Origin of the sequence: Actinoplanes lobatus (assembly GCF_014205215.1) — a bacterium.
GTDB classification, from domain to species: domain Bacteria; phylum Actinomycetota; class Actinomycetes; order Mycobacteriales; family Micromonosporaceae; genus Actinoplanes; species Actinoplanes lobatus.
Map to the genome: position 1 here is coordinate 5,699,921 of NZ_JACHNC010000001.1, position 22,817 is coordinate 5,722,737.

Here is a 22,817-nt window from a genome sequence, read left to right on the forward strand (position 1 = left end):
TATGCCATACTCGCCCTCTCGATCATCGAGCCGCGGTGCTGGGGAAGCCGGGGTGCGCATGCGACTGCGGACGGCGCTGGTGGCGGGCCTGCTCGTGGCCGTCACGGTCCAGATCCTGCTGCCGATGCTTCCCGGGCCGGCCGGGCTGGGGCTCTGCGACGTGCTGGTCGCCGCCGCGAGCGGCTACGCGGCCGTCCACTACCGGCGGCGCCTCGGTGATCCGGCCAACTCCCGGCGGATGCGGCTCGCCTTCGGCTGCGGCGCGGTGGCCTGCGGAATCTGGTCGGTGGCGAACGTGTTGCTGCTCGCCTGGGCGACGGTGCTGCCCGCGGCGGGACCCTGGGGCGTCGTCCTCTCCACGGTCGCCGCGTCGTTCGTACCCCTCGCTCTGGTTCTGGCCGGGCCGCGCCTGCGTGGTGTCGCGGCAGTGCGCCGGGCCATCGACGTGGCCGCGGTCTTCGGTGCGGTGTTCGCGCTGGCCTGGACATACGTGTTCGCCGGCGCGGGCGCCGAGCGGATCACCGAGTGGGGGTACCGGGTGACGCTGGTCGCCTTGCTGGTGTTCGGCGCGGTGGTGGCGCTCGTGACGCTGGCCGGGTCGGAGCCGGGGCAGAGCGCCAGCGCCCAGCAGCTGCTGGCGGTGGCCACGCTGGTGCAGGCGCTCACCCTGCTGGTCGCCGCGCACAACGGCCTCGAGGGGCACGCCTGGTGGGCGAACGGGGTGGGCGGCGGCTACATCCTCGCGGCCTGGGCGATGGCCGCGTCCAGCCGCCTGGCCGTCTCCCGGGCCGGCGTGGACGGCGTCGACACGCTGGTGTTCCGGGCCTGGGCGCTGCTGCCCTACCTGCCGGTGCTGTTCGCGGTGACGCTCGCCGCGGTCCGCCAGACCCGGACCGGGCACCTCGACCCGGTGCTGGTGTGGCTGCTGCTGGCCAGTTTCACGCTGGTGCTGCTGCGGCAGTTCCTGACCCTGGTCACGGTGGGCCGGATGGCCGTCGTGCTGGAGGTGCAGAAGTCGGCGCTCGAGCACCGGGCCCACCACGACGGGCTGACCGGGCTGCTGAACCGGGCGGCGTTCGAGGCGCGGGCGTCGGTCACGCTCGCCGGCGACCACACCGGGGCGACCGCCATGATCCTGGACCTGGACGGATTCAAGCCGGTCAACGACACCCTCGGGCACGCGGCCGGCGACGACGTCCTGATCGTGGTGGCCCGGCGGCTGCGCGCCGAACTGCGCCCCGGCGACCTGGTCAGCCGGGTCGGCGGCGACGAGTTCGCGATCCTGCTCGCCGGCGCGGACGGCGCCGAGGAGGTGGCCGGGCGGCTGCTGCGCCGCATCGGCGAGCCGATGCGGATCCACGGGCACGACGTCACGGTGGGCGCGAGCATCGGGCTGGCGACGGCCGGGCCGGGGGAGCGGGTCACCCTCACCGGGTTGTTGCGGCAGGCGGACACCGCGATGTACGCCGCGAAGGCCGCCGGCAAGGGAACGGTCAGCCGGTCTTCTCGTTGATGTCGAGCGGCTCCGCGGTGAGAACGTTCGACTTCACGTACGCCAGGTCCAGCGTCACGTCGGTGAACCACAGCACCGGCAGGGTCAGCGGCGGCGGCTGCTCCGGGGTGAACGTGACCGGGATCAGCCCGAACAGCTTGCCCTTGAAGGTGGGGCTGTAGAACTCCACGTCGCCGTCGAGGACCAGTTCGCCGCTCTCGATGACCGTGGTGGCGTTCCCCGGCTCGTCGATGGTGAGGCTGAACGGCGTGTTCACCACCTTGTCCATGGTGAACTTCAGTGACCGGATCGGGCCGTTGGCGGTGGGCACCTCGGCGACCCCGTCGTACGACGAGTTGTACATGGTCACCGAGGCGGCCTTGACCACACCGGGTTTCACGCTGGCGAGGGGGATGTCGCCGTCCTCGGCGAGCAGGCCGACCTGCCGGGCGCCCAGGCACGGGATCTCCTCCGCCGGGTGGGAGGTGGCCTCCTTTGTGGGCGTCCTATTGGGCGTTGTCGTGGGTGTTGTCGTGGGTGTCTTTTCCGGGGCCGGTGCGGTGGTGGAGGCCGACGGGGTGGGCTCCACCTCCTGCTCGTCGTCGTTGCCGCCGATGCCGATCAGGTCGCCGACGCCCTCCCAGAAGTCGTTGATGCCGTCCAGGATCGGGTGATCGCTGGTCTCGGTCGGTGTCGGCGTCGGCGTGGGTGTGGGTGTGGGTGTGGGTGTGGGGCTTGCGGAGGCGCCGGCCGACGGTGTGACGGTCGGTGTGGCGCTCGGCTTCGCCGTCGTCGTGGTCGGCGTGGCGCTCGCCTTACGGGACGGCAGACCCTCCGGGCACTCCGCCGCCTCGGCCGGCCGGTTTCCGGCGACCGCCACGGTGGCGGCCAGCAGCAGCGGCGCCATGATGAGCAGCGCCTTGCGGTGCAGCGAGTGGTGCCCGGTTTCCGGGCCGATGCCGGGAACGATGGTCGGATCCACCGGCGCCGGCGGGATCTCCCGGGTGGGCCGCTTGCCGGTCCCGGCGCGGGGCGCTCCCCACGCCACCACCAGGGCGCCGCCCACGATCCCGAGCATCATGCCGAGGATCCAGCCGCCCAGGTTCAGCCCGATGAACGAGTACAGCGCCGTGATGATCCCGACGATCCCGTAGAACAGCCGCTGCGCCGGGGTGAACCAGGCCAGCGCCCCGCAGGTCAGCATGATCACCGGCAGCAGGTACGAGTAGAACCCCTGAGGCCCGATGTGAATCTGGATGTTGTCCAGCTCCAGGTTGGCGCTGACGAACATCTCCAGCCCGGACAGCAGCATCACGAGCCCGCCCCAGAACGGCCGGGCACGCCGCCACCGGCGGAACCGGTCCCAGAAGTTCTCCGTCGGCACGGCGGTCCTTTCCTCGGGTTCTCAGCAGCGGACGGGCTCGCGGAGACGTGCCCCGCGAGCCCGGTGAGACTGGGTCAGTCCTGGTAGCACTCGTGCGAGCCGCCGACGTGCAGCTTCAGGCTCATGCCGTTGAGGACGAACGTGGAGGCGGAGGTGTAGTACGCCTTCTGCCGCAGGTTCTCGATCGTGACGGTCCGGGACTGCTGCCCGAAGGAGCCCGGAGCGCCGTGGCTCTCCGCACCGTCGCGGGTCATGGTGGAGGCGTCCAGGCCGATCTGAATGTCCTCGAAGGTGGCGTTCCCGCCGAGCTCGGACATGCCGATCAGCAGGTTCTCCGCCTTCACCGGGTTGTTCTCATCGTTGCCGGCCTCGATACGCAGGGTCACCGGCCCGACCGCGACGGACTGGCAGAGACCGACCAGGGTGGCCGACTTGATGCCGGACATGGCCGCCGGGATCTTGCCGCCCGGGTAGTCCGGGTCCTGGGTTTCCAACTCGCCGCTGTACTGGGTGAAGCCGGTACCGACCAGCGTGTCGGCGGTGAGCTTGAACTGCTTGCCGGACACGGTGAAGTTCGCCGCCAGGGCTCCCTCGGCGAGGGCCAGCACCAGGCCACCGGCGACAACGGTCGGCACGCCCACCGCAACGGCGAACCGGCGCCAGTTGGTGCGCCCGTACGCCGGCGCGTTTTGCGCCTCCTCCACGCGGACCTCCTCTTCGATGGTGGACCGGCGACTTCGCAGCGAGGCACGTCGATGGTCGCGGTCGTAATGTGCCCGAAATGCTGCCGCTCGCGGGCCGCGACTACAAGAGGTCGTGTTTACTCGTCAGTAACCCAGATCACTTGATCAACATGACTGACGGTGAGCTCTGCCGCCGAGGTATCCGAAATTTCGGACATTAAGATCGGGGGCGAGCAATTACCCGTTACCCCGGGTACGCAAGGCCAGATTTGTCACGGCTCCATAACGAAGTGTCCCCGTGGCGCCGCCGCTCTCACCGATCCGGCCGCGGAGATGCCCAGGCTCGCTCCCAGTGCTGACCCCGCTGTCAATTGCCCTACTGCCATTCGCCGTCCGTGTTTTCGGCCAGCGGGGTCAGTGCTGTTTCGGCCGGTTCGAGACAGTTCTCACGGCCGGCCGGGTCCGAGGTGGACCACGTCGAGGCCGTCCAGGTCGGTGCGGTGCGTGATCAGCAGGACGGTCCGGTCGCCGGCCGCGGTCAGCAGGTCACGGGTGAGGGCGGCCGCCGTCTCGTCGTCGAGGTGCTCGGTCGGCTCGTCGAAGATCAGCACCCGCGCGTCGGTGAGCAGCAGCCGGGCCAGCGCCAGCCGCCGCCGCTGACCGCCGGACAGGGCCATGCCGTGTTCCCCGACCAGCGTGTCCAGCCCGCCCGGCAGGGTCTCCACCCAGTCCAGGAGCCGGGCCTGCCGCAGCGCCGCCCGCAGTTCGGCGCCGGTGGCCGAGGGGCGCCCGATCCGCAGGTTCTCGCCGATCGTGGTGTCGAACAGGTAGGCGTCCTCCGGCAGATACCCGACCACACGGCGCACCTCGTCCGCCGGGATCCCGCGCAGATCGGCCCCGTCGAGCGTCACCCGCCCGGCCCGCGGATCGAGGAACCGCACCAGAAGCGCGGCCACCGTGCTCTTGCCCGCGCCGCTCGGCCCCACCAGCGCCACGCGGCCGCCGGCGGGCAGCACCAGATCGACCCCGCGCACCGCGGTCCGCCCCGGCGCCCATCCGGCGGTGACACCTTCCAGCCGCATCTCCGGTACCCGTCCGTCGGCGTGCGGCAGTGGATCGGCCCCGTGCGTTGCGGTCGGCCCCGGCGCCCATCCGGCGGTGGCACCTTCGAGCCGCGTTTCGGTTCGGGAGCCCGTTTCCGGTGCTTGAGCGGTCTGCGCATGTGGGAGCAGAGGGTCCGGGGTGGACCAGATCTCGGTGAGACGGTGCAGTGCGGCCCGGGCCGTCGCGTAGTGCTGGGCCGCCACCGGCAGCGGGCCGGCGATCTCGAACACCGCGAGCGGCGTCAGCACCACGAGCGCCAGCAACTCGCCGTCGAGCGTTCCGGCGCTGACCGCGGCGGCCCCGGCGACCAGCCCGGCGAGCACCGAAGCGCCGGTGCTCAGGACGGTGACCGCCGCACCGAGCCCCGCGGTCGCGGCCGAGCGCCGGGCCGCCCCGGTGAGCCGGGCGTCCACCTCGTCGAGCCGGGCCAGACGGTCGGCGGTCACCCCGTACGCCGTCAGGTCCGGAAGCCCGTGCAGCAGATCGACCACCCCGGTGGCGAGTTCGCCGCGCAGCGGCGCGAGCCGGCCATCGGCCTGGCGCGCCGCCGCCCGTTGCAGCACCGGGACGCCGCCCCCGACCACCAGCAGCGCCACCGTGAGCGTGACCCCGGCCGCGGGCACGAGAGCGCCGATCACCAGCACCGACGCGAGCCCGACGACCGCCGCCACCGAGTACGGCAGCAGCACCCGGGTGACCAGGTCGAGCACCGCGTCCACGTCCGCCGCGAGACGGCGCGAAAGATCCGCCCGCCGGAATCCGGCCAGCCCCGCCGGAGCCAGCCGCTCCAGCCGGGTGAACAGCCGCACCCGCACATCGCCGAGGATCCGGAACGCCGCGTCGTGCCCGATCAGCCGCTCCAGGTAGCGCAGCACGCCCCGGCTCAGCCCGCACGCGCGCACCGCGACGATCGCCACCATCAGGTGCAGCACCGGCGGATGCAGCGCGGCCCGCGAGATCAGGAACGCCGACACCGCGGTCAGCGTCACGGCCGCACCGGCCGCGCCGGCTCCGGCGAGCACCGCGAGACCCAGGCGTCCCGCCGCCGGCTTCACCAGGTGGTACGCGCGAAGCCCGCCCCGATCAACCACGGCCGTCATCGCGCGGCCGTCGCTGGTTCGACCGCCGCTGATTCGAGCGCTACTGGGTCGACCGTCGCCGGGACAGGCACGCCGCTGAGGGAGATCTCCCCCGCCGGGACGGGCGTGCCGGCGAGGGAGATCTCCCGGTCGGCGAGGGCGATCAGTTCCGGCCGGTGCGCCGCGATGATCACCGTGCGGCCGTGGGCCAGCCGCCGGATCGCCGCCATGACTCCGGCCGCCGTGACGGCGTCGAGGTTCGCGGTCGGCTCGTCGAGCAGCACGATCGGTGCGTCCCGCAGGAACGCCCGGGCGAGCGCGATCCGCTGCCGCTGCCCGGCGGAGAGCCCGGTCCCGGCGTCACCGAGCATCGTGCCGTAGCCGTCCGGCAGCTCCCGGGCGAACTCGTCCACCCCGGCCCGCCGCGCCGCCGCGGTGAGGGATTGATGGGTGGGCGCCGGCTCGGCGAGGGCGATGTTCTCGTACACCGAGGCCGCGGTGAGGTGAGGGCGCTGCGGGACCCAGGCGAGACGGCGGCGCCAGGCCTCCGGGTCCAGGTCGGACAGGGGTATGCCGCCCACGGTGACCCGCCCGCCGGTGGGGGTCGCGAAGCCGAGCAGCACGGCGAGGGCGGTCGACTTGCCGCAGCCGGACGGGCCGGTGAGTGCCACGATCTCGCCCGGTGTGATGGTCGCGTCCAGGCGGAGGGCGGCGCCGGTACGGCCGGGATAGTGGACCTCGACGCCGTCGAAGACGATCGGGCCGGCCGGCGGGGGCAGGGTTCCGGTGGGCGGGAGCGGGGTCTCCAGGACGGCGAAGACCTCCTCGGCGGCGGCCAGGCCCTCCGCGCTGGCGTGGTAGTTGGCGCCCACCTCGCGCAACGGCCGGTACGCCTCCGGCGCCAGGATCAGCACCAGCAGGGCGGTCGCCAGGTCGAGCTCGCCGGCGACCAGCCGCAACCCGATGCCGACGGCGACGAGCGCGACCGACAGCGTGGCCAGCAACTCCAGCACGAGCGAGGACAGGAACGCGGTCCGCAGCGTACGCATGGTGTGCCGCCGTTGATCGTTGCTGATCCGCCGGATGATCTCGGCCTGGGCCCGCGCGCGGCCGAAGAGCTTGAGCGTCGGCAGTCCGGCGATTACGTCGAGGAAGTGGTGCGACAGCCGGGCCATCAGGCGGAACCGGCGGCGGTTCTGCGCCTCGGTGTGCATGCCGACGAGCGCCATGAACAGCGGGATCAGCGGCAGCGTCACCACGATGGTGACGGTCGCGACCAGGTCGGCCGGCAGTAGCCGCAGCAGCAGGAGGCCGGGCACGAGCACGGCCAGCACGAGCTGTGGCAGGTAGCGGGCGAAGTAGGCGTCGAGGGCATCGAGCCCGTTCCCGGCAAGCGCCGCCAGCTCCCCGGCCGGGCGGGGGCGGTCCGGCTCGGGAGTGGTGGTGTGCGTGATTTTCCCGGCCGGGTGGGAGCGGTCCGGCCCGAGAGCGGTGACGTGCGTGAGGAGCCGCCGCCGGAGCTGGCTCTTGACCGCGGCGGCCGACCGGGCCGACGCCACCTCCTGCGCCCATGCCACCCCGGCGCGGGCGGCGAACACCGCGGCCAGCGTTCCGACGGCCACCGGGGAGAGCCCGGCGCCGTCGAGGAAGACCGCCGTGATCGCCGAGGCCAGCAGCGCCGCCTGGGCGATCAGCAGCGCCGCGTGCACGCCGCCGAGCAGGACGGTGGCGGCGAGGTACGCCCGGGTGGCCCGGGCGTACCTCAGAAGCCGTGGATCGAGCGGTTTCACGCCGGGATGTCGCTCAGCTTGAGCCGCTTGCGGAACACCCAGTACGTCCACCCCTGGTAGATCAGCACGATCGGGGTGAAAATCACCGCCACCCAGGTCATCACCGTCAATGTGTAGTGAGTTGACGATGCATTGTTGACGGTCAAGTTGTAGGTCTCGTCAATTGTTGACGGCATGACGTTGGGGAACAGCGTCACGAACAGGGCCGTGACCGCGAGCACGATGGTCACCCCGGTCGCGGTGAACGCCCAGCCCTCACGCCGGGCGCGGGTCAGCGGCACGGCGGCGACCAGGGCCAGCGCGGCCAGGACGGACAGTGCGATGCCGAGCCCGTCGCGGTTGGCGGCGCCGGTCCAGATCAGGAACGCGGCGGCGACCGGGACGGCGACGAGCGCGAGACGTTCGGCCAGCCGGCCCGCCTCGGCCCGCATCGGACCGTCCGTCTTCAGCGCCAGGAACACCGCCCCGTGCAGGGTGAACAGCGCGAGCGTGGTCAGGCCGCCGAGCAGCGCGTACGGGTTGAGCAGGTTGAAGAACCCGCCCACGTACTCGTGCTGGGCGTCAAGCGGAACCCCGCGCAGGATGTTGGCGAAGGCGACTCCCCAGAGGACCGCCGGGACCACGCTGCCCCAGAAGATCGCCAGATCCCAGCCACGCCGCCAGCGGGCCGAGTCCCGTTTGCCGCGGTACTCGAAGGCGAGCCCGCGCACGATCAGCGCCATCAGGATGACCAGCAGCGGCAGGAAGAACCCGGAGAACAGGGTGGCGTACCACTCGGGGAACGCCGCGAAGGTGGCGCCGCCGGCGACGAGCACCCACACCTCGTTGGCGTCCCAGACCGGCCCGATCGTGTTGATCGCCAGGCGGCGGGAGCGGTCGTCGCGGCCGAGCACCGGCAGCAGGATGCCGACACCGAAGTCGAAGCCCTCGAGCAGGAAGTATCCGGCCCAGAGCACGCCGATCAGAATGAACCAGACGGTGGTGAGTTCCATGACCCCTCAGTAGGCGAAAGCGAGCGGCTTGTCGGTCTCGTCGCTGGCCGGAGGGATGTCCGGTGCCCCAAGAGCAGCATATTTCAGGAAAAGTCCAACTTCGATGACGGCGAGGATCCCGTACAGGACCGTGAGGGCGATCAACCCGGTCGCGGCCTCACCCGTGGACACGGCGGGCGAGCCCGACTGCGCCGTCTTGAATATCCCGAAGACCGTCCACGGCTGCCGCCCCATCTCGGTGAATATCCATCCGAACGAGTTGGCGAGCAGCGGCATGGCCACCGTGGAAACGGCCGCGATCCACAACCAGCGCGACCGCGGGGTCCGGTCACCGCGGGTGAACCACAGCGCGGCCGCCGCGATCAGCATGGCCAGCGCCCCGAAACCGATCATCAGGCGGAACGACCAGTAGGTGACCGGCACGTACGGCACGTAGTCACCGGCGCCGTACTTCTCCTCGTACGCTGCCTGAAGGTCGTTGATCCCCTCGACCTCACCAGCCGGGTCGCCGGTCGCCATGAACGACAGCAGCGACGGGACCCGCACCGACCACAGCTCCTCCGAACCGTCCAGCGACCCGATCGTGAACAGCGAGAACGACGCCGACTCGGTGGTCTCGTAGAGCGCCTCGGCGGCCGCCATCTTCATCGGCTGCTGCTCGGTCATCACCCGCGCCTGGATGTCCCCGGTGATCAGCACGCCGAGCCCGGCGATCAGCACCACCCAGGCGCCCAGCCGCAGCGACGGCCGGAACACCTCGTCCTGGTTGCCGCGCCGCAGATGCCAGGCGCTGACCGCGAGCATCAGCGCCCCGGCGGTCAGGAAGCACGCGGTGATCGTGTGCGGGAACGTGACGAGCGTGGTCGAGTTGGTGAGCACCGCCCCGATGCTGGTCAGCTCGGCCCGCCCGTCACCCATGGTGAAGCCGACCGGATGCTGCATCCACGAGTTCGCGGCCAGGATGAAGTAGGCCGACAGCATCGTGCCGATCGACACCATCCAGATGGCCGCGAGATGGACGAGGCGGGGCAGCCGGTCCCAGCCGAAGATCCACAACCCGAGGAAGGTGGATTCCAGGAAGAAGGCGAGCAGGCCCTCGATGGCCAGCGGCGCCCCGAAGATGTCGCCGACGAACCGGGAGTAGGCCGACCAGTTCATGCCGAACTGGAACTCCTGCACGATGCCGGTGACCACACCGATCGCGAAGTTGATCAGGAAGAGTTTGCCCCAGAACTTGGTGGCCCGGAGGTACTCCTCCTTGCCGGTCCGCACCCATGCGGTCTGGAGGCCGGCGACCAGCGCCGAGAGCCCGATCGTGATCGGAACGAAGATGAAGTGGTAGACGGTGGTGATGCCGAACTGCCACCGGGAGAGATCAAGCGCGTCCACGCATCGACCCTTTCCGCTCGAACGTGCCGTGAGCAGGGCCGAAGGTCCCGGGCCGGATGGCCGGGTGACCGGAACGTAACAGCGGCCCTTCGCCGACGGCCGTGATCGGAAACACCGCGGGCGTAGCGTGCGTCTGTGGATCTGCACACCGTCACCGAAGTGATCAGCCCCGCGTCGCCCGGCCAGTGGCGGCCCGGCGACGCCTGGCTGGGCGGGGGGACAGCACTGTTCGGAGAGCCCCGGCCGCACGTCAGCCGCCTTCTTGATCTTACGGCCGCCGGATGGCCGCCGCTGACGGTCCACGACGACGGTGTCGAGATCGCCGCCACCTGCACGATCGCCGAACTGGCCGAGGGCCTGCGGCGGTACGGCATCGTCCGGCAGTGCTGCCACGCGTTCCTCGCCTCGTTCAAGATCTGGAACGTGGCCACTGTCGGCGGCAACCTCTGCGCCGCCCTCCCGGCCGGACCGATGATCTCGCTGACCGCGGCGCTCGACGGCACCTGCGTGCTGATCGGTCCGGACTCCCGCGAACGCCGGGTTCCGGCCGCCGCATTCGTCACCGGCGAGGGCACGACCGTGCTGCGTGACGGCGAGATCCTGCGGGCGATCCACCTTTCCGAATCACTGTTGAGTATGCGTACGGCGTACCGTCGAGGGTCTCTGCATCGTCATGGCCGATCGGCCGTGCTCCTGATCGGCCGGGCCGACCCCGTCGGAGGAATCTCACTCACCGTGACCGCAGCGACCCGGCGCCCGTACGTCTTCCGCTTCCCGGATCCGCCCTCGGCGGACGAGGTGGAGGCCGCGCTCGACACCATCCCGGACGGCCAGTACGTCGACGACGTGCACGGCCGCCCGATCTGGCGCCGCCATCTGACCAGGCACTATGCGGCACAGATCCGGATGGAGTTGGCCGCATGAGTATCGAGATCAACGGAACCCCGCACGACCGCGCACCCCGGCCCGGGCAGTGCCTGCGCACCTACCTGCGGGAGGAGGGCTGCTTCGGCGTCAAGAAGGGCTGCGACGCCGGCGACTGCGGAGCGTGCACGGTCCATGTTGACGGGACGCCGGTGCACAGCTGCGTCTACCCGGCCTTCCGCGCCCAGGGCCACAGCGTCACCACGATCGAGGGCCTGGCCGGGCACCCGATGCAGCAGTGCTTTCTCGACGCGCAGGGCTTCCAGTGCGGCTTCTGCACCGCCGGCATGATCATGACCGCGGCGGCGCTTTCCCCCGAACAGCGCGAGGATCTGCCACGCAGCCTCAAAGGCAACCTCTGCCGATGTACGGGCTATCGCGCCATCACCGACGCCATCGAGGGGCGCCCCGCGGCCGTGACCCCGCAGGCCGGCTCGGCGGTCGGCGCCAACCTCGGCGCTCCCGCCGGGCCGCAGGTGGTCACCGGGACCGCCCGGTACACGTTCGACCTGGACGTGCCCGGGATGCTGCACCTCAAGGCGCTGCGGTCGCCGCACGCGCACGCCCGGATCCTGTCGATCGACGCCACCGCCGCGCTCGCCGTGCCGGGGGTGCAGGCCGTGCTCACCCACAAGGACGCCCCCGAGCGGCTGTTCTCCACCGGGCAGCACGAGAACGAGGCGGAGGATCCGTACGACACCCGGGTCCTCGACGAGGTGGTCCGTTTCGTGGGGCAGCGGGTGGCGGCGGTGGTCGCCAGTTCCGAGGCGGCGGCCGAGGAGGGGGTGCGCCAACTGCACGTGGAGTACGAGGTGCTGCCCGCGGTGATCGATCCCGCGCTGGCCATGCTGCCCGGGGCGCCGCTGGTGCACGGGGACAAGGGGATCGCGCAGGGGATCGTGCGGGCCGACGCCAACGTGGTGGGTGAGCTGCACGCCGGCATCGGTGATGTGACCGCGGGGTTCGCGGCGGCCGACGCGGTCTATGAGGCGACATTTCGGACACCGCGCGTGCAGCATGCGAGCTTGGAGACGCACGGCGCGGTGGGTTGGCTGGATGACGACGACCGGCTGGTGATCCGCTCCAGCACGCAGACGCCGTTCCTGACCCGGCGCGCCCTGTCACGACTTTTCTCAATAAACCCGGACAAAGTGCGCGTGGTGGCCGGGCGAGTGGGCGGCGGATTCGGTGGCAAGCAGGAGATGCTCGTCGAGGATCTCGTCGCGTTGGCGGTCCTGCGCACCGGCCGCCCGGTCAAGTGGGAGTTCACCCGCTCCGAACAGTTCACGGCGGCGACCACCCGGCATCCGTTCACGATCACGGTCAAGGCGGGGGCTCAGCGGGACGGGACGATCACGGCCCTCCAGCTGAACGTCCTGGTGGACACCGGCGCCTACGGCAACCACGGCCCGTCGGTCATGCACCACGGCTGCCACGAGACGGTAGCCGTCTACAAGTGCGGAAACATCCGGACAGACGCCTACACCGTCTACACGAACACGGTCCCCGCCGGAGCGTTCCGCGGCTACGGCCTCGGCCAGGTCACCTTCGCCGTCGAACAGGTCCTCGACGAACTGGCCCGCATGATCGACATGGATCCGGTGACGTTCCGTGAGCTCAACGTGGTCCGCCCCGGCGACGACCTGACCGCCCCCGGCGCCCACGTCCCCGACCTCGGCATCGCCAGCTACGGCCTCGACCAGTGCCTCGCGAAGATGCGGGAGGCGGCCGCCACCGTCGACGAGGCCCCACCCGGCTGGCTGACCGGCCAGGGGATGGCCATCGCGATGATCGCCGCGGGCCCGCCCGGCGGCCACTTCGCCGACGCGACCGTCACCCTGCTCCCCGACGGCCGCTACGAGCTGTCGGTCGGCACCGCCGAGTTCGGCAACGGCAGCACCACGGTCCACGCCCAGATCGCCGCCGACGAACTGCACACCACCCCCGACCGCATCCTCATCAGACAGTCCGACACCGACGTGGTCCGCCACGACACCGGCGCCTTCGCCTCCACCGGCGTGGTGGTCGCCGGCCAGGCCGTACTCCGCGCCTGCCGCTCGCTGCGGGCCCAGCTCCTCGCCCTCACCGGCCACACCCCCTCCGAGACGTACGCCCTGCGGACCCTGGACCTGACGTCGCTGGGCACCGTCTCGGCGAGTGGCCATTTCGACGGCACCCCACGGTCGGTGGCCTTCAACGCCCAGTTCTTCCGTGTCGCCGTCGACCCCGGCACCGGCGAACTGCGCATCCTCCGCAGCGTCCACAGCGCCGACGCCGGAACCGTCATGAACCCCCTCCAGCTCCGCGGCCAGATCGAGGGCGGCGTGGCCCAGGCGCTGGGCGCCACCCTCGCCGAACACGTCGACATCAACCCTTCCGGCGAGGTCACCACGACCACGTTCCGCCAATACCACCTGCCGACCATGGCCGATATCCCGCCCACCGAGGTCCATTTCGCCACGACGACGGACACGATCGGGCCGCTGGGCGCCAAATCGATGAGCGAGTCCCCGTACAACCCGGTCTCCCCGGCCCTGGGCAACGCCCTCCGCGACGCCCTCGGCGTCCGCCTGACCGACCTCCCCTACACCGCCGACCGCATCTGGCAGGCTCTGAACCCCTAAACCCCCTATTTGGTACGTGTGACCTCGCCCCGCCGAATCCACCCCGTCCCGCCGAGCCCCGCGAGCCGGGTGCAGCCTCCCGGCCGTGCCGCGCCCGCCGGGCGTGAACGCGGCCTCACCCTCACCCCGCCCGCCGCCCCCTCCCGCTCGCGCCGCCACCTCCCACGTCGCGCCGCCGGCCCATCGCCGCCCGCCGGCGAAAGGGCCGTAGGTGCCGTTTTTGACGGATTTGGGCAGCTCCGGGGGCCGGCCGGGCTGATCGATTCTTGGGCCGGGGTGCGCGGGTCGTGCAGAGTGGGCGTCGACACGCGCGGGTGAGGGGGACACGATGGCGCTTCCGGGATGGCTGGAATCCGCACGTCGATGGGTGGTCCGGCCACCGGGCAGCACCGTTGATCTCGGTTCGCTGTGGGCCGAGGTGGCCCGTGCCGGTGAGCTGGAGAGCGAGTTGACGCGACTCGACGACAGCGCCTTGACGAGCCGGAAGTGGAGCGGGCGGGCGGAGTTCTGCGCCGTCGCCCGGGAGGCGGCGCGCCGCGAGCTGGGGCTACGGGCATACGACGAACAGCTCGCCGGCGCGCTGGCGCTGATCGACGGCCGGGTGGCGGAGATGGCCACCGGCGAGGGCAAGACGCTGACCGCCGCGATCGCCGCCGCCGCGCTCAGCGCCGACGGGCCGGTGCACGTGCTGACCGTCAACGACTACCTGGCCCGGCGCGACACCGAATGGATGTGGCCGCTCTACCAGCGGCTCGGCGTCTCGGTCGGCTGGGTCACCGAGAAGTCCACGGCCGCCCAGCGGCGGGCCGCCTACGCGCGGGACGTCACCTACGTGTCCGTGAACGAGGCCGGCTTCGACCTCTTGCGCGACGGGCTGTGCACCGACGTCGCCGACCGGGTGCAGCGCCCGCTCGGCGCGGTGATCGTCGACGAGGCCGATGCGGTGCTGGTGGACGAGGCCCGCGTACCCCTTGTCCTTGCCGGATCGACGCTCGCCGGACCGGATCTCGCGCTCGGGATGGCCGGGGTGGTCCGTGACCTCAGGCCGGGCGAGCATTACCTGCTCGCCGAACAGGACCGGACCGTGCACCTGACCGCCGACGGCATCGCCGCGGTCGAGCGGGCACTCGGCGCCGAGCTGTACGCCGTGCAGAACCTGGACCTGCTCACCGCCGCCAACCTGGCCCTGCACGCCGAGGCGCTGCTCACCCGGGACGTCGACTACATCGTCCGGGACGGCCGGGTGGAGCTGGTCGACGGCTTCCGCGGCCGGGTCGCCCAGCGGCGCCGCTGGCCGGACGGCCTCCAGTCGGCGGTCGAGGCGAAGGAGGGCCTGACCGGCAGCGGCGGCGGCAGCATCCTGGCGACGATCACGCTCCAGGCGTTCCTCAACCGGTACGCGCGGGTCGCCGGCATGACCGGCACCGCCCTCGGCGTCGGCGAACAGCTGCGGGAGCACTACCGGCTGGAGATCGCCGTCCTGCCGCCGCACCGCCCGTGCATCCGCCGCGACGAACCGGACCGGACGTACCGCACCGCCGGCCGGCGCGACGAGGCCGTGATCGCCGAGGTCACCGCCGTGCACGCGACCGGCCGGCCGATCCTGCTGGCCACCCCGGCGGTCGCCGACTCGGAGACCCTCGGCGAGCGGCTGCGGGAGGCGGGAATCGCGTGCACCGTACTGAACGCGAAGAACGACGCCGAGGAGGCCGCGATCGTCGCGGAGGCCGGCGCGATCGGGGCCGTCACCGTCTCCACCCAGATGACCGGGCGTGGCGTCGACATCCGGCTCGGCGGCAGCGACCAGCGCGATCACGACCGGGTGGCGGCGCTCGGCGGCCTCTACGTGATCGGGGTGGGCCGCCACGACAGCGCCCGGATCGACGGCCAGATCCGCGGCCGCGCCGGACGACAGGGCGACCCCGGCGGCTCCGTCTTCTTCGTCAGCCTCGAAGACGACCTGATCACCAGGTACGCGCCGGCCAAGTCACCGGTGGTCGCCGACGCCCAGCGGATCGCCGAACAGGTCAACTTGGAGATCCACCGCAACACGTGGCGCTACCACTACCTGCTGGAACAGCACCGGGTGGCGATGGCCGACCGGCGCGAACAGGTGCTCACCACCGACCGGGGCAGCGAGATCCTGGCCGGGCTGCGATCCGCCGAACACGCGGCGCTGGTCCGTGCGCACGGCGCCGACCGGGTCGCGGCGGTCGCCCGTACCATCGTGCTGCACCACCTGGACACCGCCTGGGCCGACTACCTGGGCTTTATCGGCGAGCTGCGCGAAGGCATCCACCTGCGGGCCGTCGCCAACCTGGATCCGCTCGACGAGTTCCACCGCGCCGCCGTACCGGAGTTCCGCCGCCTGATCCCCGACGCCGAGGAACGGGCGGCCGCCGTGTTCGCGGCCCTCGACCCGTCCGGCGCCGACTGGACCGCCGCCGGCCTGGGCCTCGACCGCCCCAGCGCCACCTGGACCTACGTGGTCGACGACGACGCACTCGGCACCGACATGACCCACTTTCTCGCCGGCCTTGTCGACCTGTTTCGCACCAGGTGATAGATCTTGGAAGGTGAGTGACGACGGCCGAACCCTGTACGTGATCGTCTCCGCAGCCGGCATCGCCTCCGACGTCGGTCAGCTGGTCACGCTCGCCCAGGCCGACGGGTGGACGGTGCAGGTGATCGCCACCCCGTCGGCGATGCCGTTCATCGACGCCGAGGCGCTGGAGGCACAGACCGGGCGCCCGGTCCGCAGCCGCTACCGGGCGCCCGGCGACCCCCGCCCGCCCCGGGCGACCGCCATCGTCGTGGCTCCGGCCACCTTCAACACGATCAACAAGTTCGCCCAGGGCCACGCCGAGAACTACGCCCTCGGCCTGCTCGCCGAAGCGCCCGGCCTGGGCATCCCGGTGGTGGTCCTGCCGTGCGTACAGACCGCCCTGGCGTCCCGGATCCCGTTCCGCGCCAGCGTGGACCAGCTCCGCGCCGAGGGCATCCGCGTCCTGTTCGGCCCCGGCGAGTTCGAACCCCACGAACCCGGCGCCCTCACCGACTTCCCCTGGCACCTGGCCGTCGAGGCGCTGCGGCAGGAGACGGCGTGAACGGGGACGGCTCCGCCGCCCGCCGGCTGGCGGTCCACCTCGAGGAACAGGGCCGCGTCGACGAGGCCGCCGAGATCCTCCGGCAGCAGGACGAGGTCTGGCCGCTGGGCGAACTCCTCGCCCGGAACGGCCGCGTCGACGAGGCGATCGAGGTGCTCTACCCGGGCGGGGTTCGCGGCGCCGACCACCTGCCGGTGCTGTGCGGGCTGCTCGCCGAACGGGGCCGTTTCGACGAGGCCCTCGCCATCGTCGACGCGCTGCTCGAAAGCACCGGCGGAACCGGCCACGACCTCATCGGGCAGCGGCTGGCGATGCTGTCGGCGCACGGGCGGCGGGCTCAGGCCATCGCGGAGGCGCCCCTCGACGACTGGTTCGCCCGCGGGTGGGTCGCCGAGCTGATGGTGGAGGAGGGCCGGCTCGACGATGCGGTCGAGTTGCTGTGGCCGTACCGGAAAGATGAGGGTGAGGGTCTCGAGCTGGCCTGCCTACTGGTCCGGCAGGGCCGCGCCGAGGAGGCGATCGCCGTGGCCCGCGCCCGCGACCGCCCGGAACCGCCCCGTTACGACCCACGTATCTCCGAACCACCGTTCTGACGCTCGACCACGTGTTGCGGTTTGCCGGGAGGGGACTAGATTGCGGCTAAGGCGATCGATGACCCTGGATGGCTGTCATGTTCGAACAGTTCCAGATCGTGACCGACCCGGTGGCCGGCTCCGTCGCGCTCTCCGCGATCTTCGCCGCGCTGCCACTGCTGACGCTGTTCGTGCTGCTCGGTGTGGTACGGATGCGGGCCTGGCTGGCCGGGCTCGTCTCGCTCGGCGTGGCCCTCGTGGTGGCGGTCGCCGTCTACTCGATGCCGGCCGGGCAGGCGCTGCTGTCGGCCAGTGAGGGGGCGGCGTTCGGCTTCTTCCCGATCCTGTGGATCGTCATCAACGCGATCTGGGTGTACAACCTGACCGTCGTGAGCGGACACTTCGACGTGCTGCGCCGGTCGATGGAACGGGTCAGCCCGGACATGCGGATCCAGGCGATCATCGTGGCCTTCTGCTTCGGGGCGCTTCTGGAAGCCCTGGCCGGATTCGGTACGCCGGTGGCGGTGACCGTGGTGATGCTGATGGCGCTCGGGTTCCGGCCGTTGCGGGCCGCCGCCGTGGCGCTGATCGCCAACACGGCGCCGGTCGCGTACGGGGCGCTGGCCACCCCGATCGTCACGCTCGGCACGGTGACGTCCGGGGCGGTGGCCGATCCGCGGCTGAACACCGACACCCTCGGTGCGATGGTCGGCCGGCAGACCCCGATCCTGGCGGTCGTCGTACCCCTGGTGCTGGTGGCCGTGGTCGACGGGCGCCGCGGCGTGCGGCAGACCTGGCCGGTCGCCCTGGTCGCGGGCCTGACGTTCGGTGTCGGGCAGTTCGTGGCGTCGAACTACGTCTCGGTGCCGCTCACCGACATCATCGCCGCCCTGGTGTCGGCCGCGGCGGTGGTCCTGCTGCTGCGCGTCTGGCGGCCGTCCGAGTCGCCCGACCTGCACGCCACCGCCCCGGAAGCCGATCCGGACCGGCCCGCCGCGGCTACCGCGGGCGACCCGGCGGAGGCGGGTGGCGACCGGGTGCCGGCCGGGGCGGCGACGGCTACGGAGGTGCGGCGGGATCCGCCGGTGGAGGTGTTCCGCGCGTACGCGCCGTATCTGATCATCATCGTGATCTTCTCGATCGCGAATCTGGGGCCGGTCAAGGAGGCGCTGGCGCAGGAGCCGTGGACGGTGGTGTTCCCGTGGCCGGGGCTGGACGTGCTGGGCGCCAACGGCAAGCCGCTGTCCTCGACGAACTTCACCTTCGGATGGCTGCCCGCGGCCGGCACGCTGATGATCCTGGCGGGCATCCTCACGGCGCTGGTGCTGCGGATCCGGCCGGGTGCGGCGGTCCGGGCCTACGGGCGTACGTATGTCGAGTTGCGCCACGCGATCGTGACCGTGATGGCGGTGCTGGCTCTCGCGTACGTCCTGAATCAGTCTGGCCAGACCGCGACGTTGGGTGCGCTTTTCGCCCAGGCCGGCGTGGTGTTCGTGTTCCTGTCGTCGATCCTGGGGTGGATCGGTGTGGCGGTGACCGGTTCGGACACGTCGTCGAACGCGCTGTTCGGCGCGTTGCAGGTGCAGACGGCGGCGCAGGCGGGCCTGGATCCGGTGCTGCTGGCCGCGGCGAACTCGTCCGGCGGCGTGCTCGGCAAGATGATCAGCCCGCAGAACCTGGCGATCGCGGCGTCGGCGGTCGGCATGGCCGGCAAGGAGGGCGACATCTTCCGCCGGGTGGTCGGCTGGAGCCTGGTGCTGCTGTTGTTCATGTGTGTGCTGGTGACGTTGCAGGGCACTCCGGTGCTCGACTGGATGGTGCCGCGGTAGAGGGGGAGTGCCGGAGCGCATTGCCCATCGGCGGCGCCGGTTTCGTGTGCGCCGATCTTGGACGCTGGGCAATGCACTCCGGTGCTCGACTGGATGGTGCCGCGGTAGAGGGGGAGTGCCGGAGCGCATTGCCCATCGGCGGCGCCGGTTTCGTGTGCGCCGATCTTGGACGCTGGGCCACCGAATCCGGTGGTCAAACGTCCAAGATCGGCGCGGGCGTGCGCGGTGGCGCGGCCAGCGCGAGGGCGAGCAGGCCGTCGGCGCGGGCTCGTCCCCGGGGGTACGGAGTCAAGGGTGCGGTCATGCACCCGTGAGGCCGTAGTGGGTGGTTTCTGTCTCCGGTCGCCGTGGGGCGGCCGGGGGCGGGCCGTCGTCGACCGGGTAGCCGAGGCGGACGACCAGGTAGGGGTGGCCGGTGGTGCCGATGAGGGTGGTGAGGATGGAGCGGGGCCAGGGGGTTTCGACGAGTTCGCTCATTGGGGAGCAGGCGACGCCGCGGACGGTGGCGGTGAGCAGCAGGGCGGAGAGGGCGGCTCCGGCGCGCAACCAGTCGTCGGGGTCGTCGCTGTGCAGGACGACGTAGCGGGCGCCGATGTCGGAGGCGGCGGCGGAGACGGAGAAGCCGCCGGTGGAGCCGGGTGCGAAGTCGCGCATCGGGACGCGGCGCAGGGTGTCGGTGGCGGCGGTGGCCGCGGGGACGCCGTCGCCGTATTCGGTGGGGCGGTCGGTCCAGGTGGCGACTTCGGCACGCAGTCCGGGGCGGTGGGCGGCGTCGGAGGCGGCGCGGGAGGTGGCGGCGGCCAGCAGGGGGAGCTCGTCACGGCGTACCGGGCGCAGGTGGAGGCCTTGGGCGGCGACGGCTTTGCGCAGGTCGGCGATGATCTCGTCGCCGGGGGTCTGTGAGCCGAAGGCTCGCCGGTCGGTGCGCCGGTGGGTGATGGCGGCGGCGAGATCGGTGTGGCGGGGTGTGTCGGGCGGGCCGAGGGTGAGGCGGGCGAGGGGGTCGGTGCCGCGTTCGACGGTGACCTGCCAGCCCTGTGCCTGGATGGCGACGGTCGCGTGGTGCAGTGCGGCGCCGCAACTGAGCAGCATGAGGTGGTGGTCGGGGTCGAGGTACGGCAGTGCCCTGGTGGTGTCCGGGCGCAGTTCGGCGGTGTGCCGGCCGATGTGCCACTGCCAGGGTTGGGTGTTGAGGATCGACGGCGCGTGCCGGGCGAGGCGTGCGGCGTGTGCGAGGACTGCCGTGCGGGACGTCATGGTTTCAGGGTGGGCCGTCCGGTGCGGTGCGGGCAGGGTCGGAGGTCCCGGTTGTCGCGCCGCCGGCGAGTTCGTCGCGTGGACCGGTCTGGAGGCGCGCGGTGAGGACGACGTGGAGTTGCGTGAGGTGATCGTTCACATGATCGAGCATGCTGATCCGCCGCGTGAGCGCATCGATGGGCGGCGGGGTCGGTGAGGGTTTTGTGAAGGTTCCGTGTGCCGGGTCGCGGCGGGTTCGGGGGCGTGCCTAGGTTGCGGTCATGAGTGCGGGGGACTGGTTCGGGACGATCACCGGGGTGGTGGCGATCACGGTGGCGGTGCTGCCGGTGGTGGTGCTGGGAGTGTGGTTGCTGGCGCGCCGGCGGCGGGCCGCGGGTGTGGTGCGGCCGGGGTGGCGGTCGCTGGCGGAGGTGGGGATCGTCTACGGGACGGTGCCGTGGGTGTGGATGATCCTGACGCCGGGTGGCCGGGCCGGTGAGGTCGCCGGCCGGGTGAGCCTGGTGCCGCTGCGGGATCTGGTCCACGTTTTCGCGGGCGGGTGGCTCACCATCGTGGTTCAGGTGGTGGCGAATCTGCTGGTGTTCGCGGCGGTGGGCCTGTTCGGGCCGGTGCTGTTCCCGGCGTTGCGGTCGGTGCCGCGGGTGCTGGTGGTCGCGGCGGCCGCGTCGTTGCTGTTGGAGGCCGGCCAGTATGTGTTGCGGCTGGACCGGGTGTCCTCGGTGGACGACGTGCTGCTGAATGCGGCGGGCGCCGGGTTGGCGGCGCTGGTGTCGCGGCGGTGGTGGCGGGCTCCGGCTACAGGGATGCCAGCCAGGTGTGTCCCGGATGCACGCGGTTGAGCAGGCGGGCCAGGGTTGTACGGCGGGCCGGTGACAGCAGCGGCAGGGTGCCGTCGAAGTCGGCCTGGTCCTTCGGGCGGCGGTGTTTGGCCTTGAAGAGCAGGACGAGTTCGGGCCGCAGGTAGGGGATCCGGTCCAGGGTGTGTTCGATGATGTCGGGGTAGGGCAGCCGGATCGTCTCGTCGCGGCGGCAGATCCAGGTCGGGCCGTCGTGTGGTTCGCGGAAGACGTCGACGAGGTAGTCGCCGGTGGCCGGGTCGCGTAGCCAGGTCTGGTGGGTGGCGTTCAGGGCCTGCGGTGACGGCGACTGCCAGATCCGGGCGTCGCCGACGGCGTCGAAGGTGTAGCCGGGGAACCGGTCGCGGATCTGCGGGAAGTGGGCGGCGGGGACGGCGATCTCGAGGTCGTGGTGGTGGCGGGTCTGCTCGCCGCGGAACAGGTCGAGGGCCCAGCCGGCCGCGACACACCAGGGTGCGGGGGTGCCGGCCAGGCGTTGGGTGATGTCGGCCGGGGTCCAGCAGCGGGCCCAGCGGGCTTCGAGGGCCGCGATGTCCTCGGCGGCGACGGGGATGCCGCCGCCGGGCGGTCGGTCACTCATCCGCCGACGATAGCCGCGGTGCCGGTCAAGCACGGTCGGCGATGACGCGGAGAGGGCGGCGGTGTCGGCGTTGCGGGTGGTCAAGCATGGTCGGCGAGGACGTGGGAGAGGGCGGCGGCGTCGGCGTCGTGGGTGGTCAGGCGAGGTCGGCGATGATGCGGGAGAGGGTGACGGTGTCGGCCTCGTAGGCGGTTTCGCCCTGGTGGGGGTCGCGGGCGTGCAGGGTGTGCAGGATCGGGGCGGTGGGGACGGACAGGTCGGCGAGGGTGGCGGAGGCGCCGCGGACGGCGCGTTCGGTGCCGGGGGTGGCGGTCAGGTCGATGCGGTTGACGACGCCGGGGGTGACCCAGGTGGGTACGCCGCCGAGCAGGCCGAAGATCTGCAGGTGGAAGTGGCCGCAGAGGATCAGGCGTACGTCGGTGCCGGTGATCACGGTGGACAGTGCGGCCGGGTCGCGCAGGCCGAGGTGGTGCTGGACGGCGACGCCGGGGACGGCGATCGGCGGGTGGTGGAAGGCCAGGGTGGTGCCGTTGGGGGCGGGGGTGGCGAGCAGGTCGGCGAGCCAGTCGAGTTGGGTGGCGCTGATCCGGCCGGAGCCCTTGCCGGGGATGAGCGAGTCGAGGGTGACGATGCGGTGGCCGGCGATGGTGGTGGTGGCGGCGCGTTCGCCGGTGGGGGAGCCGAGGTGGTCGGCGGGCAGGGGGTGGCCGTCGGGGCCGAGGTGGCCGGTGCCGAGGATCCTGGTGAAGGCGGCGCGTTCGTCGTGGTTGCCGGTGGTGTAGAGGGCGGGGATGCCGCGGGGGCCGGTGAACTCGGCGATGATGGCGCGGGTGTCGGTGTAGGCCTCGGGGGTGCCGTCGTCGGCGATGTCGCCGGTGATCACGACGGCGTCGAGGCCGGGGATCTGGCGGCAGTCGTGCAGGATGCGGCGCAGGGATTCGCGGGGGTCGACGCCCGTGCGGTTGGGGCCGGGGTCGCGGGTGACGTGGGTGTCCGACAGGTGAAGGATGCGCACGTTCACACGCTAGGCAGAGGTGTAAACAAGGCTCAACGGTGTTTCCCGGGAGCTGGACCACCGATCTGCGCCCGGCGGGCGCGGCACGGGCGTGCGCGGGCAGGTGCTCGCGTGGTGCCGGCGGGACGGCCGGGGATGC

The 22,817-nt window shown here is 71.8% G+C and carries 17 protein-coding genes and 1 pseudogene; 9 read left to right on the top strand and 9 right to left on the bottom strand.

The annotated features are described in order from the left end of the window. Positions 1-58 precede the first annotated feature (58 nt). Entirely contained in the window at positions 59-1,513 is a 1,455-nt protein-coding gene (locus BJ964_RS26145; RefSeq protein ID WP_188123138.1) for a GGDEF domain-containing protein, read from the top strand. Here the strand turns inward: BJ964_RS26145 and BJ964_RS26150 are convergent. The 6 genes from BJ964_RS26150 to BJ964_RS26175 form a co-directional block, all read right to left on the bottom strand. After that, entirely contained in the window at positions 1,494-2,876 is a 1,383-nt protein-coding gene (locus BJ964_RS26150; protein ID WP_188123139.1) for a DUF6114 domain-containing protein, read from the bottom strand. The two genes, BJ964_RS26145 and BJ964_RS26150, sit on opposite strands and share 20 nt — an antisense overlap. A gap of 74 nt (positions 2,877-2,950) precedes the next feature. Continuing rightward, on the bottom strand, positions 2,951-3,580 hold the full coding sequence (locus BJ964_RS26155) for a DUF6230 family protein (protein ID WP_188123140.1): 630 nt from the start codon (positions 3,578-3,580) through the stop codon (positions 2,951-2,953). A gap of 425 nt (positions 3,581-4,005) precedes the next feature. After that, positions 4,006-5,763, bottom strand: coding sequence for a thiol reductant ABC exporter subunit CydC (gene cydC / locus BJ964_RS26160; protein ID WP_188123141.1), 1,758 nt, complete (start codon positions 5,761-5,763; stop codon positions 4,006-4,008). Continuing rightward, positions 5,760-7,532 (bottom strand): thiol reductant ABC exporter subunit CydD, encoded by a 1,773-nt coding sequence (cydD, locus tag BJ964_RS26165; protein ID WP_188123142.1) that lies wholly within the window; start codon positions 7,530-7,532, stop codon positions 5,760-5,762. The genes cydC and cydD overlap by 4 nt, the downstream gene beginning before the upstream one ends. Then, on the bottom strand, positions 7,529-8,524 hold the full coding sequence (gene cydB / locus BJ964_RS26170) for a cytochrome d ubiquinol oxidase subunit II (protein WP_188123143.1): 996 nt from the start codon (positions 8,522-8,524) through the stop codon (positions 7,529-7,531). The genes cydD and cydB overlap by 4 nt, the downstream gene beginning before the upstream one ends. Positions 8,525-8,530: 6 nt before the next feature. Next, positions 8,531-9,913 (bottom strand): cytochrome ubiquinol oxidase subunit I, encoded by a 1,383-nt coding sequence (locus BJ964_RS26175; protein ID WP_188123144.1) that lies wholly within the window; start codon positions 9,911-9,913, stop codon positions 8,531-8,533. Positions 9,914-10,048: 135 nt separating this feature from the next. On the opposite strand from BJ964_RS26175, the gene BJ964_RS26180 reads away from it, so the two are divergent. The 6 genes from BJ964_RS26180 to BJ964_RS26205 all read left to right on the top strand — a co-directional run bounded on the left by BJ964_RS26180 (position 10,049) and on the right by BJ964_RS26205 (position 18,969). After that, on the top strand, positions 10,049-10,837 hold the full coding sequence (locus BJ964_RS26180; RefSeq protein WP_188123145.1) for an FAD binding domain-containing protein: 789 nt from the start codon (positions 10,049-10,051) through the stop codon (positions 10,835-10,837). Next, the gene (locus BJ964_RS26185) at positions 10,834-13,461 is read left to right on the top strand and encodes a molybdopterin-dependent oxidoreductase (protein WP_188123146.1); all 2,628 of its coding nucleotides are present in this window, start codon (positions 10,834-10,836) and stop codon (positions 13,459-13,461) included. The genes BJ964_RS26180 and BJ964_RS26185 overlap by 4 nt, the downstream gene beginning before the upstream one ends. Before the next feature lie 328 nt (positions 13,462-13,789). After that, complete coding sequence (gene secA2 / locus BJ964_RS26190) at positions 13,790-16,024, top strand: accessory Sec system translocase SecA2 (RefSeq protein ID WP_188123147.1); 2,235 nt, start codon at positions 13,790-13,792, stop codon at positions 16,022-16,024. Between the two features lie 13 nt (positions 16,025-16,037). Continuing rightward, complete coding sequence (locus BJ964_RS26195) at positions 16,038-16,568, top strand: flavoprotein (protein ID WP_188123148.1); 531 nt, start codon at positions 16,038-16,040, stop codon at positions 16,566-16,568. Continuing rightward, positions 16,565-17,161, top strand: coding sequence for a tetratricopeptide repeat protein (locus BJ964_RS26200; RefSeq protein ID WP_188123149.1), 597 nt, complete (start codon positions 16,565-16,567; stop codon positions 17,159-17,161). The genes BJ964_RS26195 and BJ964_RS26200 overlap by 4 nt, the downstream gene beginning before the upstream one ends. Positions 17,162-17,229: 68 nt before the next feature. After that, positions 17,230-18,969, top strand: coding sequence for an L-lactate permease (locus BJ964_RS26205; RefSeq protein ID WP_188123150.1), 1,740 nt, complete (start codon positions 17,230-17,232; stop codon positions 18,967-18,969). Positions 18,970-19,269: 300 nt separating this feature from the next. Here the strand turns inward: BJ964_RS26205 and BJ964_RS26210 are convergent, their stop codons facing one another. Then, a complete protein-coding gene (locus BJ964_RS26210; RefSeq protein WP_188123151.1) occupies positions 19,270-20,226 on the bottom strand; it encodes an Acg family FMN-binding oxidoreductase in 957 nt (318 codons plus the stop codon). Between the two features lie 52 nt (positions 20,227-20,278). On the opposite strand from BJ964_RS26210, the pseudogene BJ964_RS49690 reads away from it, so the two are divergent. Both BJ964_RS49690 and BJ964_RS26215 read left to right on the top strand, forming a co-directional pair. Further along, positions 20,279-20,422: pseudogene (locus BJ964_RS49690) on the top strand (DUF664 domain-containing protein); the annotation flags it as partial. A gap of 64 nt (positions 20,423-20,486) precedes the next feature. Continuing rightward, entirely contained in the window at positions 20,487-21,065 is a 579-nt protein-coding gene (locus BJ964_RS26215; RefSeq protein ID WP_188123152.1) for a VanZ family protein, read from the top strand. On the opposite strand, the gene BJ964_RS26220 is transcribed toward BJ964_RS26215, so the two are convergent. Together BJ964_RS26220 and BJ964_RS26225 are read right to left on the bottom strand one after the other, a co-directional pair. Beyond that, complete coding sequence (locus tag BJ964_RS26220; RefSeq protein WP_188123153.1) at positions 21,022-21,663, bottom strand: nucleotidyltransferase domain-containing protein; 642 nt, start codon at positions 21,661-21,663, stop codon at positions 21,022-21,024. The two genes, BJ964_RS26215 and BJ964_RS26220, sit on opposite strands and share 44 nt — an antisense overlap. Positions 21,664-21,799: 136 nt before the next feature. Continuing rightward, positions 21,800-22,678 (bottom strand): metallophosphoesterase family protein, encoded by an 879-nt coding sequence (locus BJ964_RS26225; protein ID WP_188123154.1) that lies wholly within the window; start codon positions 22,676-22,678, stop codon positions 21,800-21,802. Between the last annotated feature and the right edge of the window lie 139 nt (positions 22,679-22,817).

Bases quoted from the DNA above. Each gene is read 5' to 3' on its own strand.
- cydB (WP_188123143.1), bottom strand. From the start codon at position 8,524: ATGGAACTCACCACCGTCTGGTTCATTCTGATCGGCGTGCTCTGGGCC.
- BJ964_RS26145 (WP_188123138.1), top strand. From the start codon at position 59: ATGCGACTGCGGACGGCGCTGGTGGCGGGCCTGCTCGTGGCCGTCACG.
- BJ964_RS26215 (WP_188123152.1), top strand. From the start codon at position 20,487: ATGAGTGCGGGGGACTGGTTCGGGACGATCACCGGGGTGGTGGCGATC.
- BJ964_RS26185 (WP_188123146.1), top strand. From the start codon at position 10,834: ATGAGTATCGAGATCAACGGAACCCCGCACGACCGCGCACCCCGGCCC.
- secA2 (WP_188123147.1), top strand. From the start codon at position 13,790: ATGGCGCTTCCGGGATGGCTGGAATCCGCACGTCGATGGGTGGTCCGG.
- cydC (WP_188123141.1), bottom strand. From the start codon at position 5,763: ATGACGGCCGTGGTTGATCGGGGCGGGCTTCGCGCGTACCACCTGGTG.
- BJ964_RS26220 (WP_188123153.1), bottom strand. From the start codon at position 21,663: ATGAGTGACCGACCGCCCGGCGGCGGCATCCCCGTCGCCGCCGAGGAC.
- BJ964_RS26205 (WP_188123150.1), top strand. From the start codon at position 17,230: ATGGCTGTCATGTTCGAACAGTTCCAGATCGTGACCGACCCGGTGGCC.
- BJ964_RS26210 (WP_188123151.1), bottom strand. From the start codon at position 20,226: ATGACGTCCCGCACGGCAGTCCTCGCACACGCCGCACGCCTCGCCCGG.